This is a genomic window from Microcoleus sp. Pol12B3 (genome assembly GCF_036701355.1).
Lineage (GTDB): Bacteria > Cyanobacteriota > Cyanobacteriia > Cyanobacteriales > Microcoleaceae > Microcoleus.
Genome location: NZ_JAUBQS010000094.1, coordinates 1 through 16,113, shown reverse-complemented (window position 1 = coordinate 16,113; position 16,113 = coordinate 1). Strand labels below are relative to the sequence as shown.

The following is a 16,113-nucleotide window of genomic DNA, read 5'->3' as shown; positions in this document are numbered from 1 at the left end:
CCAATTAGAGTGGCGTCTTTTTTACCTAGCACGTAGTTCAAACAGCCCCGAAAGCCTGTACCTTTGATTTGTTTGCCGATCATAACCGAAAAGCCGTCAGTTGCACAGAATCGATTGCTCAGGCGGTAAAGCCCAGGCTTGTTAATAATTAGCGTACTGTAGATTTGGCAAGGTTTGCAACCATAGCTTTAATTGCACCCCCGTTTTCTCGAATCAGTTGCTGTACGCTTTCTAAGAGTCCTGTATTGACAACAACTGGTTCTCCCAATGCCACAGCACTATTGCAAGCTTTAGCAATCTGATTGAGGTTGTTTCCGGCAATTCTCAATTGGACATCAATCTTGCATAAAACTTGATAGGCTTTTAAGTCAAATGCAGCTAGAGGGCGCGGCATGGCTCTCCTCAAAGCTGCACGGCGCATGAAGTCGCTCATGCTCAAATTGACTTGTTCTGCTCTTGCTTTAATTTGATTGTAGTCAGAGTCAGTCAGGCGAATGTGAATATGGTTGGATAGCAGCTCTCTAGGTTTGACGGACGGTAAAGTTTTCATAGTTTTTAATCAGTAAAAACCTCTTGCCAAGATACAAGTTAACCGCTGTAATTAAAAACCGCTAATCAGGTGATTTTATCCCCTCCAATTGGAGAGGGCTATTAGAGGGTTTATCAAAGTAGAGACTGACGCCTACCCAACTTTAATTTAATTTAATTTAATTTGTTTGTATAAATTATAGCGAGTGAGGCGATCGCACGCGGTCAGACGATTAAACGTCTGATGGTGAGGGCTGGTTAGCAAGAGAGCGATGGCTGCTGGTTAACAAGAGAGCGAGCAATGCGATCGATCGCTACCCAAGTGCAACGGGACACTTGCGGCAATTGATGCCTGTGCTGCCACAAAAGCCGCCACAACAGCAGGAGCAATGTTCGTGCAATCGGCACAGTCGAATATCCGGTAAAAATCAAGCGCCTTAACACCTATGATGCCCCATTCATAAGGGTGCATTATTTTTTGTCAACACGAATTAGTCAGGGTTTGCGATCGCAAAAACATTGCTTGCTACCGAGAAAGAACAGCCCAAAGCAGCCTCAACAAGCAAAGGCAGTCCCTGCACAAAAAAGCAGTAATTTGGCATAAAATTGCAGGCAGCAAGCAGGATATTTTCGGGTAAATACAGGTAGAGTGCAGTCCCTGCAAAAGCCTGCATTCTCACGCTCTTTTGTACAGCAAATGCCTGGTTTTATACGGCACTTGCCTGACTTTAGGGCACACAAAAATTAGCTAATTTTTTTGGTGGCGGCTTCGATTGACGGTGCGAGTCGCGAACAGATAAGTCTGCTGGCGGGCGATCGAGCTTTCACATCAACCCGATCGCCTGGTTGATTCCGTGTCAGTACGAAGAAATCAAAAAACGGGGCAACGATCGGCACTCCGCTTGAACCGGGCAAGTTCTGCCTCGCCGACAACTGCCACAACATCGGCTGTTGTGACTTTTCCGGCGTCGATCACCTCCACAAAAGCCGCCACAACAGCAGGAGCAATGTGAGCAATCGGCACAGTCGAATATCGGGTAAAAATCAAGCGCCTTCATACCTAAGATTCCCCATTCATAAGGGTGCATCGTTTTTGTTTGTGTACGTAAAAGTCAGGTTTGCGATCGCAAAAACATTGCTTGCTACCGAGAAAGAACAACTATAATCAGCCTCAACAGGTCAAGACACGAACAGCACAAAAAAGCAGCAATTTGACCGAAAAAGTCAGGGATTTGCAGTATAAAGTCAGGCATTTGCAGGTAAAGTTCAGTCCCTGCAAATGCCTGTAATCTCACTGATTTTATACTGCAAACGCCTGACTTTATACTGCAAATCCCTGATTTTAACGCTCCCCAACATTAGCTATTTTTTAGCGTTTTTAACAAAAACTGAATTGATTTAATAGTCAAGTTGTGGCTTGGGAAGTTGAATTAAAAATCAAATTTCAGAAGTGCGAAAAAATTGGCAGCGTAGCCGCCGTTATGTCAGCCTTGACAGTCGCGTAAATTGCTGTTGTCGGACTCGCGCTTTGCAATCGGCTAAACTGTTGTTGTCTCATAAAGCTTGACAGTCGGATAAAAATTTACCCCCTGACTCGGTTTACAGCAGTCGCTCGACTCCCACCTATTAATGGCGGTTATAATTCTCCACCTGATTAAGACAAGCAGCAATCTCTAGGCGTAAAGAGCGATCGCTGATACATTCCCACAAAAAAATAGTTCGCCGTGCCTGTCCCATACCTTACCGCTCTTATTGAGGCATTTGGGCTTCAGTAGCCACTCGCGAGTCGTTCCTTATTCCATATCAATAAGGTTTGAACTGCGGGTAAGCAGTATGCTGAATATTTATCGGGGTTGTTCATAGTGTGGTAGCGTAAAATAATAGCATTTCAAGCGTTTCTATGAGCTTGTTCCAACCTACAAGAGGCGCTTTACTCTGGTTTATTTCTCCCTCATTGAGTGCTTTGAGTTGAGTCCAAAGTGGACGATACATAGCCCACTTGGAAGATTACTGGCCACTTTGAAGGCGCTTTAAATCTGTGCCATACCGCCATCGACAAACAGCTCGATGCCGTTAACAAAGCTGCTGTCGTCACAAGCGAGAAAGACTACAGCTTTGGCAATCTCATCGGGCGTCCCTACTCTTCCCAGGGGGATAACGCTGGCTTGGCTGTCTATGAATTCCTGCACCTGCTCACCACTGAGTCCTAAGTGATCGTAACCAGGAGTAGGAACCACGCCAGGACTAATGGCGTTAACCCGAATTTTGCGTTCTTTGAGATCGAGAATCCAATTACGGGCAAACGAACGCACGGCAGCTTTGGTAGCGCTGTAAACACTGAAAGCTGGGGTACCTACCGTAGTAGTCTGAGAGGCGTTCAGAATGATGGAAGCGCCCAGGGGCAATAGAGGCAGTGCTTTCTGCACGGTGAACAACAGACCTTTGACGTTAGTGTTGAACGTTTTGTCAAAGTGTTCTTCGGTGATCGATCCAAGTGGGGCGAGTTCCCCACCGCCAGCATTGGCGAAGATCACATCAAGGTGTCCTTGCTTTTGCTCAATCGTGGCGAACAGGCGATCGAGGTCTGCCAGATTGGAGGCATCGCTCTGAATACCCATGACGTTTTCACCAATCTCTTTCACGGCAGCATCAAGTTCAGTTTGGCGACGACCCGTGATGAAGACATAGGCACCTTCGGTGACAAAGCGCTTAGCAGTGGCAAGACCGATGCCGCTGGTGCCGCCGGTGACAAGAGCGACTTTTCCTTCTAGTTTTTTCATGATTATTAGTCCCGTGGTATTGTACTTGTGGCTTACAGTTTTGAAAACAGCATATTTAATCCTTCAGTCATCGTGGGATGAGCTAAAACTCCATCGCGCAGAACGGTGTAGGGCATCTGAGCCTGCATCACCATCTGCACCGTCGAAATCACTTCACCCGCTTCACGACACAAGAGTGAACAACCAAGAATCCGACTTGTCTGGGTATCGATGATTGCCTTCATCAGTCCATCGGTTTGACCCTCTGTTACGGCTCGCATAATGTCTGAGGCATCCAGCTTAGCCACTCGGATGGCATACCCTTGTTGCTGTGCTTCGGTTTCAGTCAGACCCACATGAGCCAGTTCTGGATCGATGAACAGACAGGAAGGAACGAGGCGATCGCGCGTGCTGCGGTTGCCCCCATCAATCAGATTCGCTTTCACAATCCGATAATCATCAAGCGCCACATGGGTATATTGCGGTCCCCCATTGATATCGCCTAACGCCCAAATCCTCGGTATGTTCGTTTCTAGGCGATCATTGACTGGAATAAATCCGCGTGCATCGGTTGCTACACCAGCAGCAGCTAGATTTAAGCTGTCGGAGTTTGGTGTACGACCAACGGCAACGAGCAAATGCGAGCCTTGAAGTCCCATTGGACGATCGGCGACTTGAATTTGAAGTTTAGTTGCATTGCCAGAGCGCTCGACCCTTAACACCCTCGCCTTCAGCAAGAATTCAATGCCATCTCGTTCTAGTAGCGTTTGCACCGCAATCGCAATATCTGGGTCTTGCTGTGACAGGATTTGCTCACTCTGCCCAATGACAGTGACGCCAGAGCCAAAGCGCCGGAACATTTGGGCAAACTCCAGCCCAATGTAGCCACTACCGAGAACGATCAGGTGTTTTGGCAACAGTTCCAATTCCATGATCGACTCACTCGTCAAAAACCCAGCTTCTTTGAGTCCCGGCACGGATGGAATCAACGGTCGCGTGCCTGTATTGATAAACAATCGTTCTGCTGTGAGTAACCGAGTAGTACCCTCATCTGTTGCAACTTCAATTGTTTTAGGTGCCACAAAGCGAGCGGTGCCAATGATCAGATCGTCCCCCAAAGCGGTGTGCAGGTTGTTAAGATTTATTGGTCGAAGGGACTGCACGACCGATCGTTTGCGCTGAATCACTGTCGGCATATCAACTGTTGGCAGCGTCGTCTTGATGCCATAGGCCGCACTGTTTCGCACAGTATTTGCCACTTCTGCACTTGCGACCATCGTTTTGCTGGGAATGCAGGCAATATTAGGGCACGAGCCACCAATCATGTTTAAGCTGCGTTCCACTACAGCGGTTTTGCGTCCGCCCGCGACTAATGCCGGTGCCAGTGTTTTACCCGCTTTACCGCCACCGATAATAATGTCGTCGTATTGGGTGTCCATTTCCATCTCCTTTGCGTTTGACCTTATTTCATTCGGCGATTGGGATTACTTCACAGCAGAGCTTGCTGCTTCAATAATTAGATTGGCAACCTCTCTTGGATGAGAGATGAAGGGCACATGACTTGCTTTGATCTCAGTTGTTTTAGCACCGATTCGCTTTGCCATGAATCGCTCAAGCTCAGGGTTAATTGCCTGGTCTTCCTGACCCACGAGGTACCATGAGGGAATTGTCTGCCAAGCTGCGCTGTCCACTGATTGGTCAAAAACCACTTTGGCAGCCGGCTTTTGCGTCACTGCCATCACCCGCGCCTCGACCGTCGATACGTCTTTAGCAAAGACCTCGTGAAACTTCTCACGATCAATGTAGAGGAAGCCTGCTGTATCAGCTACAAGTGCTTTGCTAAGTGGAGGGGGGGCGTATCTGCCACTTAACTGGCTAATCGTTTCGCCTGGCTCTGGTGCAAAACCATTGATATAAACCAATGCTTTTACTTGCGGGTTGCCAGCCGCCGCACCTGTAATCACATTTCCACCGTAGGAGTGCCCGACCACAACAACGGGTCCCTGCTGGGCATCAATCACCCGCTTGGTTGTGGCAATGTCATCTGGTAGAGAAGTAAGCGGATTTTGCACAGCGGTCACTATATAACCATCCTGTTGCAAAAGCGGAATGACGTGTTGCCATGATGTAGCGTCGGCATTGGTACCATGAACCAGAACGATCGAAGGTTTAGAGCCGGACGATTGGGCTAATTCTTTGAACGTGGCTGATGCTGGATGGATTGATACCCCAACGACAACACTAAATGCGAGTAGCAACAGCAAAAATCTTTGAACTTTTTTCCATGTAAAAACCATCATTGCGATCGCCTCTGTATTCCTACTGGATTGCTGAAATCCCTAAAACGGTCTTTGTTGTCCGCATGATTAACTTAAAAACTGTAGAACTTACGTATTGACAGGAAGTTGATTATGCGGGTTGGTTCTTAATGACGGTTTGAGCTGTTCGATAATGAACTCGTGATCTACCGGAATGTACAAATCTATTTGCACTTCATACCAGTTTTCAATTACGTGAACGGAAACGGTTCAACAAAAAAGTTATTTTCGGCTGTTTTGTGTTGGAAAAATACCCTCTTGAGCCAAGACAGGCTTCCCTGTGGATACAGCGTGTTCGATAATATCAGTAGCCCCACTAACCCCACCTGCTCGGCGAATGGCTTCTTGTAGCCTAGTTGCATTCTTTTTGTAAGACTCTTGGGTCAGCACCTGTTGTATAGCGCCTCGCAGCTTAGGGACACTCAATTGGGATAAGGGAACTAATTCTCCTGCCCCCGTCCAAGCGATACGCGCTGCAACTCCAGGCTGGTCATGGGTAATAGGAATTGCCACCATTGGCACCCCGTTGGTGAGGCATTCTAGAGTGGTATTCATGCCTGCATGGGTGATGGTGAGCGTTGCTTTTTTGAGCAGTTCCAGTTGAGGTGCATAACCGACAACCAAGGGATTTCCGGGCAGCCCTTGCAAGGATTCGGAGCTACCAGAACCCCCCAGAGAAATTACCAACTGGGCATCTAACCCAACACATGCAGAGGCAATAGTGTGAAAAACTTCCATCAGGCGATTTTGTATGGTTCCCATAGAAGCGTAAATCAGCGGTTGCCCGGTCAACTTTTCATAGGGGAAATCGACAGATACTCGCCCGGTTGAGTCATGGTACGGTCCCGTGAAATGGAAGTAATCGGGCAATGTTTTGCGCGGGAATTCAAACTCAACTGGCTGTTGACAGATAGCCGCCAGTGGGGAAAATCGCTCATTGCTACTAGAGTGCAGAGGTAACTTCCACTGTCGGCGATACTCTTCATTTACCTTCTCGATTGGTCTTGCGATGCTACTAAACAGAAGGTAAGCTGCTAGATTGCGTAGACGCGCCCACGCTGCTGGATTATAGCTCCAGGTTGTAAAAAAAGGCGGGATGGTGTCGTCTGGATTAAGTATCAAGGCATTGCATACCTCAATCAATGGAATGTCCAGAAATTCTGCAAGAGTCTCTCTCACTGGTATCACTTGATCCACCAGTAATGCTTCTACACCAGCCTCACGGATCGCTCCTGGGGCATCCCTAAGTAACGCAGCATTCCACTGTTGGAAATCACTGAAGGCGTAGCGCAATGCAGGAAGTCCGCTCAGTTCCCCCAATTGTGCATTCAATTTTGGCATCGCCCCCAAAGGATACTCAGATTCTGCGATCGCCCGAAATTCCAATCCCGCAGCTAGTGTCGTAGCTTGGGCATCGAGAACGCCGATAAAAGTAACGCGATGACCTCGCCGTTGCAGTTCACGACCTAATGCGAACATCGGGTGGAGGTGACCCGTTACTGCTGGACAGATAATGGCAAAATGAGTCATAAGTTAAGCAAGAAGATATCAACTTTGAAGAAACTTGGTTGGATGGAACGCCCTCCGGAATTCGGTCAAAAAATTTGAGAGAACTCTAAGCCTGCTAATACAAAGCTCAGTTTGTATTTCATCCGATTGATGCTTACTCATGCTAGGGAATGAATAGAACCCAAATAGGTTCTATAAAACCTATCAAACTGTTTATCAACTTAAACACGAATTGCTTTCCAATTATTTGATTGAAAAACTTAAACGCCCTGCTCTCGCAATGTCCTTGGTCTAGTTTTGGCAAGCGATCGCATCTGATAGTTGCGTAAGTCCTAAGTTTTTTACTTGGCAAACAATTCTTTGCCTGCTAAGGCAGCAGCCACTCGTGCTACATTCGCGCCATGATGCTTGGCAGCTTCCAGCCTTGGTTCAGTAACGCCTGTCTGTTCCATATGTTCTCCCGCTGAGCGCCCATAGGGACCCCATTGCAGACCGCCAAGAGGATATCCTGGTGTGATTTTGGGTAAAGGTACCATCACCATTCCCAGTTCAGCAAAATTATTTAACAGCGCCAGCATGGTTAGTTCAGCGCCACCCCCTGTATTGCCGTAACCGCCACCAGTCGCAAAGACAGCGCCCACCTTCCCAATGAGGCTATCTTTAATCCAAAGAGGTCCACAAACCTGATCGATAAATTTTTTCACGCGCCAATCTGGACTTCCCATGTGGACAGGGGAACCAACAATGACAGCATCACTAGCGATTACATCATCTCCAGTCACATCCTCAGCAAACTTTACCTCCACTTCAGTACCTAGAACTGATGTCACACCAGAAGCCACCGCTTCTGCCATCTTCTTGGTATTGCCGTAATCTGTTGCGTAAACAATTAAAACCTTTGTCACCTTATTGCCTCACACTTGTTGAAGTTGATAGTTGAAGTTGATACCTGTCTGTGCAATCAAATCGCATTTAAGTCCTGCTACCCTAGATGCTGTTCTAAAAATGCCAGCGTGCGATCCCCTGCTAATTCTGCGGCTTCTTTGCGATAGGCGGAACTACCCACGCGACTAAACCCGTGGCTTACTCCTTCGTAACGATAGATTGTTACCAGGGGGTTGTCTTTCAGTTCTTGCTGAATGGTTGCTTGAGCGCTTGGGGATACATACTCGTCATTTCCACTCATATGCAATATCAGCGGTTTCTGAATCTTTGTTGCCTCCGCTAAATTCTTGTCAATGTCAACACCGTAGTAACTGACGTTGGCATCCGCATCAGTACGTGTTGCCATGAAATATGCCAATTTGCCACCCATACAAAAGCCCACACTGCCGACCTTGCCTGTGCGGCTAGGATACTGCCGCAGAAAAGACAGGGTTGCCTTTAGGTCTTCTACGCCGCTATCTATATCAAAGGCTTCGAATAGCTCAATGGCTTTAGCCCAATGTTTCTCATTCTCAGGATCAAGTTGCACACCGGGATCCTGTCGCCAATATAAATCTGGCACGATCACCAAATAGCCTGCCTTAGCATAATCATCGGCAGTCTGTCGCATATTATCATTGACCCCAAGCACTTCTTGAGTCAGCACAATTCCTGCACGAGGCTGAATACTGGGTGCTGCTAAATAGGCGTTAAAACTGCCCCCGGACAAGGCTGAAATAGTTACATTGGTTGAAGTTTGAGTTGTCATGGCGTCCTTGTTAACTAATGAATGGAGGTTGGAAATCAAAATTTGGTTACGCAGGAACGGGTTGCAGCCGTGATGTGAGAAATTGACGTATGTAGTTTGCGATCGCATCTCCGTCTTCTTCCAGCGCAAAGTGCCCGGTATCTAGTAGATGAAACTCAAGGTCCTGCAAGTCGCGTTTGTAGGCATAAGCTCCTTCCACGATAAAGCCCTGGTCGTTTTTGCCCCACACCACCAGCGTGGGTGGCTGATATTGACGAAAGTAGGCTTGCCATTGCGGATACAGCAGCAGATTGGACTGGTAGTTGTAAAACAATGCCAGTTGAATCTCATCATTTCCAGGGCGATCGAGGAAATGTTGATCCATCGTCCAGGTATCCGGGCTGATCGCCTCAGGGTTGCGAACACCGTTGGTGTATTGCCACTTCGTTCCTTCCAGGGTGACAAGAAATCTGAGTTGATCAGCATTCTCAGGAGAGCGGTCTTGCCAGTACGCCCTGTTCGCCTCCCAAAATTCGCTGAGACCTTCCTCGTAGGCATTCCCGTTTTGGACAATAAGCGCTTCGACTCGCTCTGGATATTTAGTTGCAATCCGATACCCAATGGGAGCACCGTAATCCATCAAGTAAAGGCTGTACTTCTTGAGATCGATCGCGGTAATGAATTTCTCCACGATCTCGGCGAGGCGATCAAATGTGTAATCAAACTCATTGACGGTTGGCATCGAACTGTTGCCATAGCCCGGATAATCAGGGGCAACCAGATGAAAGCGATCGGCAAGTGCAGGCATCAGATTGCGGAACATATGAGATGAGGTTGGGAACCCGTGCAACAGCAGAATAGTTGGATTATCACGGGAACCAGCTTCTCGATAAAAGATATCTAAACCATCGATCGAAACTGTGCGAAATGCAGTCATGAGATTACTCCTTGTAAGGTTTATAGAACCGATTTGATATCTAATTCATTGCCAGCATTTTGAGCATCAGTCGGAGCAAACAAAGATTGGCTTTTGTCGTGGTAGTAGCCCGAGTCCTATCAAAATTTTGACTAGAATTTTACATCTTCCCTTCCAAGTATTTGATGGAGCAGGGAAGATAAATTGACTTTAAGAAAGCATACTCTGGTAGTTTTACGGCGACTGCATTGTCAAGGGCTTCCATGTCGAGAAGTTAGCAAGATGTGCCCAGTAGGTAGCTAATCCAATAAATGCAAAGATGAGGGTTGCCACAATTAACAAACTTCCTCCAATAGTTCGCAAAAGTCGGTTCTCTTTGAGAGAGAGGGTGGGTGCAGAAAAAATTCCTCCTAAGCCAACTATAATGAACCCAATTCCTGCTGGCACAGCAACCGGTGTGAGCCCCAGGTTGATGAAGCGAAAGCCAATTAGAAGCGATACAAGTCCTGCAAAGAATCCATAAACGCCCAGAGTAATTAGCTCCCAACCCATTGCCAAAGTTAGTGAAGTTGCTACAAAGAGAATGCCAAACAGGACAGTTGTTTCACCAAACGCAATATTGAAACTGCCAATAATGGGCCAGGTAAAAGTCATGTGTAGGCCAGTGACTAAAGCGATCGCGCCCACTACACCAAAGCCTGGAATCCAGCGTCTCTGATTTGAACTACCAAGGCCAAAATACACATAGCCAGCTAGCAGAGCGAGTCCAGCGGCCAGATTAATGAGCATGAGTGTAACGTAATCGATAAACATTAGACCTCCTGGAAATGTTCGTTTTTATCAAGACTTAGAAAAAAATTGAAGCGAAAATGCCTGTCGTATTGAGGCTGTATTTGTGTAGCATTTTGATTCCTCTTGATTCCTCTGTTATTGACCATTAAGTTTGGCAGCGCCGAAAGTAGCGTTGAACGCATAACACCAAATAGCAACTGACGGATAATTTGCTAAATTTATCCAGGATGGGATGAGGTAACGTTGCTTTCCAGTAAAGCTTTGTAAGCCGTCAAGCAGGAAAAGCTCTTGCTCTTTAATCGGAAAATCTGGCGGAGTGGTAGAACCAATAACATCTTCAAGGCGATGGAGAACCACTCGTAAGTCAGGACCAAGATGGGAAGTTTTGAAGTCTGGCTGCAACTCGACGAATCGTTGCTCGGACTCTACTACAATGTGAACTGTTCCTTCGGTAGGATGTTCGCCAGAAATAAAAGTGCCAGATAAGTTCATAGTTGAAAATTCTCCAGTTATCTCATAGTGCTTAAACTCAACGTCTTTCCGGTCGTCAGTAGACCTTTTTACCGATTTTTCACAACTAAACTCGTTGCTTTACGTCAGTCCTCGAAGTTTTACGGTGAGTCCTCGTGTTGTCATTGCTCAGGAGGCGGGGGAATAATTTCGATGCCGTACTTAGGTGCTGTGCTGAGGATTTTATCTAAGTCTTCAGAACTCAATGGTGGGGCAGATGTAATGTGACCATTCACCGCCTTTCCCACTTCGGCAATAAATTTCTCAAATCCTGCGGGTGTCACCCAAACCAACAGTTTGGCAGGTACAGAGGTGGTATTGGTAAATCGATGAAGCTGACCTTTAGGTGAATGGAGGAAGGTTCCGGCTGTTGCAATAAGGGTGCGATCATCAAGCTGAAATTCAATCTCTCCGTCTTGCACATAGAATGATTCATTTTCTCGGCTGTGTCGATGGGGAGGAGTACCGCCACCAGGTGCAACCACAACCTCACAAAGTGCGTAAGCTTCACCTGTCTCTTCACCAATTGCTTTGAAGGTATAAAGGTCTTGGCCAAAGTAGTAAGAATGACCTTGACCTGATTCAACGAAAAGTCCGTTTTGGTTGATTGTCATTGTTGTCTCCAAGTAAACAAGCTGTTTATGGGCAAATTAGTGTTAGTGATGGTGTACAGTTTTGTGCCAATCTCGATCGCGCGGTCAATTTAGATGAAGACACGCTATCGCTGGAAATAGTCACGCCAACTTTTGGGTAAGGCTTCAAGTTGAGCAGCGCGGTGAAGTAACTCTGGATCGTCTTCCTCGCGAACATAAAGTTGAGTGATATCGGCAACCGTGATATTGTTGTTATCCTGGCTCACTAACTCTAGAGTGTCTCCGGCTCCCACTTCGCCCTCTTGCAAAACACGGAAGTAAAATCCGGTTCGACGACTTGCGAGAAATTGTTTAACCATATCCGGTCGCCCAAACCGAATCCCCAGTTTGTAGCAGGGTAGGCGAGGTTGTGTGACCATTAGGTGAACATCGCCAATACGAAAACGATCACCAATATTTACTTCTGTTTCTTTTAGTCCAGTTGTCGTGAAATTTTCACCAAAGATGCCTAGCGGTAGCTTTGGGTGAGGTAATTCACTTCGCCAGGCATCGTAATGCTCGAACGGATAGACATAGACTGCTTTGTCTAATCCTCCATGAACAATTAGATCCGCTTGCCGATCGCCTTTTAAATTAAGCGATTGCACCATCACCCGTTCGCTGACTGGCTCTTTGAAAATTCCAGTTGTAATTGTTTTCCCTTTCCAGGTGACTTCACGTGGAAGTCCTATGTTGACAGAGATTAGTTTCATCTTCAGCTCCCAAGTTTTGGATGGCATAGATCGCAGCAGTCTATATCTCCCTTCGTTCGCAACAGATAAGATTAGATTTATTGCAAATGTTCGGTTTAATTAGCTTTTGTTTCTTGTTTCCGATTTTTGCAAAAAGTCTATTGATTTTGTGCGGACTTTGGAATATCGCTCAATTTCCTTTAAGAAAGTCCAACAGCACAGGATTCACCTGATCGGCATGAGTCCAATTGATGGCATGGGGACCACCCTGTATCACTACAAGGCGACTGTTTTTAATGAGCTGTGGCAGTCTCTTTGCGGTGGACTCAAATGGCAGGATTCGATCGGCATCCCCATGAATGATCAGGGTTGGCACATCAATGCGCGGCAGATCATCGCGGAAGTCGGTCAGCCAGGATGGCACACAGTCCAGAGTCCCCTTGACGGAAGCCCCTGCCGCGACATTCCAGCTCATCTGGATGGCTTCGTTACTAATGCGATCGCCGAGAAGCACATCCACGTTGAAGAATTCTTTGAAAAATGCGGACAGATAGGCTGGACGATCTTCTACAATTCTCTTCATAATTCCGTCGAAAACGCTTTGAGGAACCCCATCCGGGTTATTATCTGTCTTCACCAAGAAGGGTGGCACCGGAGCCATTAACACAGCTTTACTGACGCGATCTGAGCCGTACTTGCCGAGATAGCGAGTCACTTCGCCAGTTCCCATCGAGAAGCCAACTAGCACGGTATCGCGCAGGTCAAGTTCTGTCATGAGCGTGTTCAAATCCGCAGCGAAGGTGTCGTAGTCATAGCCAAATGACGGCTGGCTGGAGTTGCCGAAGCCTCTGCGATCGTAAGTTATGACCCGATAACCCGCTTCCAGCAAAACCGCCACTTGTTTCTCCCAGGAATGACCGTTCAGAGGAAACCCGTGGATTAGCAGAACGGGTTGACCGGCTCCGAAATCTTCGTAGTAAATCTCGATGCTTGCAGAGTTTTCTTTACCAACGGTAACGTAAGGCATTAGAGTCTCCTTTTTATGAATTGGTTTGTTATTTCAAGCTGCCGGCTCAGATAAAGAAGGCGCTCATGGTGTCAACGTTAGACAAAAATTCACTTTTCTACAGGCCATACTGTCAGAAGCCTTTGTTTACACGCAAGCGACTTAATTTGAGATCGCTGAAAGTGTTTGCTGTGAAACGCAACCTGCAGCTTTGATTAAATCGGCTGCCTTCTCACCAATCATGATCGTCGGTGCGTTCGTATTACCTGTGGTAATTGTTGGCATGATGGAGGCATCCACAACACGCAACCCCTCAACCCCATGTACTCGTAGTTCGGGGTCTACAACTGCCATTGGGTCAGTGCCCATTTTGCAAGTGCCCACCGGATGCCACACTGTACTGCAAGTTTCCCGGACGTAAGCAACGAGTGCTGCATCACTCTGCTTATCAGAACCCGGAGCGATTTCCTTACCGCGAAACTCATCCAAAGCACTTGCACCGAACAAGTTACGGAGTAATTTAATCCCGACAACGAGCTTTTGCACATCAGCTTCACTTTGGAGAAAGTTCATTTGAATCATCGGTGCGTCTTTGGGGTCGGGGGAACGCAAACTGACACTGCCAAGGTTTTGGGGATGAGTCAAACAAACGAAACTTGTGAATCCTAAACCCGAGTGGGCATAACCAGGCGGTACCAACACAGTGGGACCGAAAAGAAACTGTAAATCTGGCGCAGCATCCAGATTCCCTTCGGTATGCAAAAACAGGCCAGCTTCACCGATACTACTGGTGCTTGCCGTGTGTAAATCCTGAGTTGCCTCGTGTGTCACAGACACGACAGGGTGGTCTTGGAGGTTTTGACCGACTCCAGGCAAATCAGCCACTACCGGAATTCCCAAGACTTTCAGGTGTTCTGCATCCCCAATGCCGGAAAGCATCAGCAGCTTGGGCGAATCGAACGCGCCAGCACTTAAAATCACTTCCCGCTCGACCCGAACCTGGTGCAGCGTACCCTCATGCAGATATTCCACCCCAACGGTGCGGGTACCCTCAAACAACAATCGAGTTACCGACGCTCCTGTTGTTACAGTCAAATTGGGACGATCGAGAATGGGGACAAGAAAGGCAGCAGCAGCACTGTGTCGCTTACCATCCTTGATGGTCAACTGATAGAGTCCTGCTCCTTCCTGCTGCATCCCATTGACATCAGGATTGTGGTCATATCCGAGTGTCACCGCTGCGTCTACAAAGCGTTGGGATACCACAGCAGGCGCAATCAGATCCGTGACACTCAACTCTCCATCGACCCCGTGAAATTCGGACGCGCCTCTCTGCTGGTGCTCGGATTTCTTGAAGTATGGCAAAACATCGTGGTAACTCCAACCGGGATTCCCCAATGACTGCCAGTGGTCATAATCGTGAGAATTGCCCCGCATATAAATCATGATATTAATCGAACTGCTGCCCCCCAGAACTTTGCCACGGGGACAAAAGATTTTGCGGTTATTCAGGTAGGGTTCGGGTTCCGAGAAATATGCCCAGTCCACCTCTGAGCCTAGTAGACTAAGGCATTGGGCCGGGATGTGAATCTCTGGTTTTGTATCCGGGTTGCCCGCTTCCAGAAGTAACACCGTTGTGTCACTGTCTTCTGTCAGACGGTTGGCGACAACGCATCCTGCCGAGCCGGCACCAATCACAATGTAGTCATAGTGAGTCATAAAATTCTTTTCCTCTGTTGCGTGGAATAGATGTGCTATGTTCTTGTAGCAGTGGAGGGTAAGGTTCCAGGCGGACCAAGGGTTTCATCGCCCATCTAGGCGGAATGCGCGCAAGCAGGGCCATGTCCAGTGTTTCTGTCTCATCCCGCATCCCCATTGCTTTAATCAGCCGAGCCGGCCCGCTTGGCGCATTGACGACTAACCCGCGTGCTGGCTTATCGCTGAACACGGCGACCATCTGTGGTGTGCCAACAGGAATCATGATGTTGTCACCACCACTCAGCACGACCTTGTTCTCACCAGCCCATACCGTGAACTCCTCTTCGAGTACATATAGGAGTTGGCAATAGCCCGTGTAGCGATGAAGGGGTGTCTGTGAGCCAGGAAGCGAGTATTCTTCGATCAGATCGTACTGACCTGCGGTAGTTGTGTAGTCGGCAACGATAGTGAGGCGAGAACCAAACAACCAGAGTGATTGTGACATGAGATTGCTCCTTTCTCGTTTTGGATAGGTATAAAGTTGAGGTTTAATAGCTGTACTAATCAGAGCGGTCAATCGCTGCAAAGGTGCGATCGCCGGAGCGTAGGTCGAGTTCTGTCATCCCGGCTTCAAATATTTCTCAAACCATCTCAAGGCAGTTGTACTTGCAATCTTGAAGCCCTCTCCCTGGAAGCCGTCAAAGTGTCCGCCCTTCAAGATTGTGAGAGATTTCGGCTCCATCGCCCGCGCATGGACATCGGCGGTTAAGTCGGCAGGTGAAAGAAAGTCCTTCTCGCCCGTAATCAGGCATAGCGGGGTGGGAAAGATCGCCTCAAGGTGAGGAACCGGTTCGTAATAGAGACAGTGTTCAATCGATTCAAAGGAGATTCGATTCTCCCATCTTCCTTGGCTTGCGCTTTTGTTCGATTCAACCCAAGTGAACGCATCGGGTGTCGCAAGGAAGCTGGGTTCACCGGGTGGGGCAACCAACGGGAGGTAGCTCATACCATTTTTTTAAAGATGTGATAGAGATAAAGAATGTAAAATCCAAGACCATCCGGTGAGAAAACAAATGACGCG

20 protein-coding genes are annotated in these 16,113 nt (G+C 47.7%); all 20 read right to left on the bottom strand.

What is annotated here, in order from left to right; genetic code table 11:
• Nucleotides 1-148 precede the first annotated feature (148 nt).
• Nucleotides 149-550 (bottom strand): plasmid mobilization protein, encoded by a 402-nt coding sequence (locus QUA53_RS27115; protein ID WP_333100856.1) that lies wholly within the window; start codon nt 548-550, stop codon nt 149-151.
• 236 nt (nt 551-786) lie between these two features.
• On the bottom strand, nt 787-936 hold the full coding sequence (locus QUA53_RS27110; RefSeq protein WP_333249227.1) for a hypothetical protein: 150 nt from the start codon (nt 934-936) through the stop codon (nt 787-789).
• An 83-nt stretch (nt 937-1,019) separates the two neighbouring features.
• Nucleotides 1,020-1,202, bottom strand: coding sequence for a hypothetical protein (locus QUA53_RS27105; RefSeq protein ID WP_333100853.1), 183 nt, complete (start codon nt 1,200-1,202; stop codon nt 1,020-1,022).
• 197 nt (nt 1,203-1,399) lie between these two features.
• Entirely contained in the window at nt 1,400-1,552 is a 153-nt protein-coding gene (locus QUA53_RS27100) for a hypothetical protein (RefSeq protein ID WP_333249224.1), read from the bottom strand.
• A gap of 602 nt (nt 1,553-2,154) precedes the next feature.
• A complete protein-coding gene (locus QUA53_RS29390; RefSeq protein WP_445304991.1) occupies nt 2,155-2,265 on the bottom strand; it encodes a Tn3 family transposase in 111 nt (36 codons plus the stop codon).
• Nucleotides 2,266-2,558: 293 nt separating this feature from the next.
• Nucleotides 2,559-3,308, bottom strand: coding sequence for an SDR family oxidoreductase (locus tag QUA53_RS27095; protein ID WP_333100851.1), 750 nt, complete (start codon nt 3,306-3,308; stop codon nt 2,559-2,561).
• A 32-nt stretch (nt 3,309-3,340) separates the two neighbouring features.
• The gene (locus QUA53_RS27090; RefSeq protein WP_333100849.1) at nt 3,341-4,726 is read right to left on the bottom strand and encodes a mercuric reductase; all 1,386 of its coding nucleotides are present in this window, start codon (nt 4,724-4,726) and stop codon (nt 3,341-3,343) included.
• A gap of 45 nt (nt 4,727-4,771) precedes the next feature.
• Nucleotides 4,772-5,587, bottom strand: a complete 816-nt coding sequence (locus tag QUA53_RS27085) for an alpha/beta hydrolase (RefSeq protein ID WP_333100847.1) — start codon at nt 5,585-5,587, stop codon at nt 4,772-4,774.
• A gap of 240 nt (nt 5,588-5,827) precedes the next feature.
• A complete protein-coding gene (locus tag QUA53_RS27080; protein WP_333100845.1) occupies nt 5,828-7,135 on the bottom strand; it encodes a glycosyltransferase in 1,308 nt (435 codons plus the stop codon).
• Between the two features lie 320 nt (nt 7,136-7,455).
• Nucleotides 7,456-8,019 (bottom strand): flavodoxin domain-containing protein, encoded by a 564-nt coding sequence (locus tag QUA53_RS27075; RefSeq protein WP_333100843.1) that lies wholly within the window; start codon nt 8,017-8,019, stop codon nt 7,456-7,458.
• Nucleotides 8,020-8,096: 77 nt separating this feature from the next.
• Nucleotides 8,097-8,807: a dienelactone hydrolase family protein gene (locus tag QUA53_RS27070; protein ID WP_333100842.1), complete on the bottom strand. Its 711-nt coding sequence runs from the start codon at nt 8,805-8,807 to the stop codon at nt 8,097-8,099.
• Nucleotides 8,808-8,853: 46 nt separating this feature from the next.
• A complete protein-coding gene (locus QUA53_RS27065) occupies nt 8,854-9,723 on the bottom strand; it encodes an alpha/beta hydrolase (protein WP_333100841.1) in 870 nt (289 codons plus the stop codon).
• Nucleotides 9,724-9,936: 213 nt separating this feature from the next.
• Nucleotides 9,937-10,515, bottom strand: a complete 579-nt coding sequence (locus QUA53_RS27060; RefSeq protein ID WP_333100840.1) for a DUF981 domain-containing protein — start codon at nt 10,513-10,515, stop codon at nt 9,937-9,939.
• 114 nt (nt 10,516-10,629) lie between these two features.
• Entirely contained in the window at nt 10,630-10,986 is a 357-nt protein-coding gene (locus tag QUA53_RS27055; protein WP_333100839.1) for a DM13 domain-containing protein, read from the bottom strand.
• Nucleotides 10,987-11,126: 140 nt separating this feature from the next.
• Complete coding sequence (locus tag QUA53_RS27050) at nt 11,127-11,618, bottom strand: cupin domain-containing protein (protein ID WP_333100838.1); 492 nt, start codon at nt 11,616-11,618, stop codon at nt 11,127-11,129.
• 104 nt (nt 11,619-11,722) lie between these two features.
• Nucleotides 11,723-12,349, bottom strand: coding sequence for an MOSC domain-containing protein (locus QUA53_RS27045; RefSeq protein ID WP_333100837.1), 627 nt, complete (start codon nt 12,347-12,349; stop codon nt 11,723-11,725).
• A 169-nt stretch (nt 12,350-12,518) separates the two neighbouring features.
• Nucleotides 12,519-13,355, bottom strand: a complete 837-nt coding sequence (locus tag QUA53_RS27040; RefSeq protein WP_333100835.1) for an alpha/beta hydrolase — start codon at nt 13,353-13,355, stop codon at nt 12,519-12,521.
• Between the two features lie 141 nt (nt 13,356-13,496).
• Nucleotides 13,497-15,053: a GMC family oxidoreductase N-terminal domain-containing protein gene (locus QUA53_RS27035; RefSeq protein ID WP_333100834.1), complete on the bottom strand. Its 1,557-nt coding sequence runs from the start codon at nt 15,051-15,053 to the stop codon at nt 13,497-13,499.
• Nucleotides 15,040-15,537, bottom strand: a complete 498-nt coding sequence (locus QUA53_RS27030) for a cupin domain-containing protein (RefSeq protein ID WP_333100833.1) — start codon at nt 15,535-15,537, stop codon at nt 15,040-15,042. The genes QUA53_RS27035 and QUA53_RS27030 overlap by 14 nt, the downstream gene beginning before the upstream one ends.
• Nucleotides 15,538-15,651: 114 nt before the next feature.
• Nucleotides 15,652-16,038, bottom strand: a complete 387-nt coding sequence (locus tag QUA53_RS27025) for a hypothetical protein (RefSeq protein ID WP_333100832.1) — start codon at nt 16,036-16,038, stop codon at nt 15,652-15,654.
• Nucleotides 16,039-16,113: the final 75 nt, after the last annotated feature.

Excerpts from the sequence above, each read along its gene's own strand:
- QUA53_RS27115 (WP_333100856.1), bottom strand. The coding sequence starts at position 550 with ATGAAAACTTTACCGTCCGTCAAACCTAGAGAGCTGCTATCCAACCAT.
- QUA53_RS27105 (WP_333100853.1), bottom strand. The coding sequence starts at position 1,202 with ATGCAGGCTTTTGCAGGGACTGCACTCTACCTGTATTTACCCGAAAAT.
- QUA53_RS29390 (WP_445304991.1), bottom strand. The coding sequence starts at position 2,265 with ATGGGACAGGCACGGCGAACTATTTTTTTGTGGGAATGTATCAGCGAT.
- QUA53_RS27095 (WP_333100851.1), bottom strand. The coding sequence starts at position 3,308 with ATGAAAAAACTAGAAGGAAAAGTCGCTCTTGTCACCGGCGGCACCAGC.
- QUA53_RS27090 (WP_333100849.1), bottom strand. The coding sequence starts at position 4,726 with ATGGACACCCAATACGACGACATTATTATCGGTGGCGGTAAAGCGGGT.
- QUA53_RS27085 (WP_333100847.1), bottom strand. The coding sequence starts at position 5,587 with ATGATGGTTTTTACATGGAAAAAAGTTCAAAGATTTTTGCTGTTGCTA.
- QUA53_RS27080 (WP_333100845.1), bottom strand. The coding sequence starts at position 7,135 with ATGACTCATTTTGCCATTATCTGTCCAGCAGTAACGGGTCACCTCCAC.
- QUA53_RS27070 (WP_333100842.1), bottom strand. The coding sequence starts at position 8,807 with ATGACAACTCAAACTTCAACCAATGTAACTATTTCAGCCTTGTCCGGG.
- QUA53_RS27065 (WP_333100841.1), bottom strand. The coding sequence starts at position 9,723 with ATGACTGCATTTCGCACAGTTTCGATCGATGGTTTAGATATCTTTTAT.
- QUA53_RS27060 (WP_333100840.1), bottom strand. The coding sequence starts at position 10,515 with ATGTTTATCGATTACGTTACACTCATGCTCATTAATCTGGCCGCTGGA.
- QUA53_RS27055 (WP_333100839.1), bottom strand. The coding sequence starts at position 10,986 with ATGAACTTATCTGGCACTTTTATTTCTGGCGAACATCCTACCGAAGGA.
- QUA53_RS27050 (WP_333100838.1), bottom strand. The coding sequence starts at position 11,618 with ATGACAATCAACCAAAACGGACTTTTCGTTGAATCAGGTCAAGGTCAT.
- QUA53_RS27045 (WP_333100837.1), bottom strand. The coding sequence starts at position 12,349 with ATGAAACTAATCTCTGTCAACATAGGACTTCCACGTGAAGTCACCTGG.
- QUA53_RS27040 (WP_333100835.1), bottom strand. The coding sequence starts at position 13,355 with ATGCCTTACGTTACCGTTGGTAAAGAAAACTCTGCAAGCATCGAGATT.
- QUA53_RS27035 (WP_333100834.1), bottom strand. The coding sequence starts at position 15,053 with ATGACTCACTATGACTACATTGTGATTGGTGCCGGCTCGGCAGGATGC.
- QUA53_RS27030 (WP_333100833.1), bottom strand. The coding sequence starts at position 15,537 with ATGTCACAATCACTCTGGTTGTTTGGTTCTCGCCTCACTATCGTTGCC.
- QUA53_RS27025 (WP_333100832.1), bottom strand. The coding sequence starts at position 16,038 with ATGAGCTACCTCCCGTTGGTTGCCCCACCCGGTGAACCCAGCTTCCTT.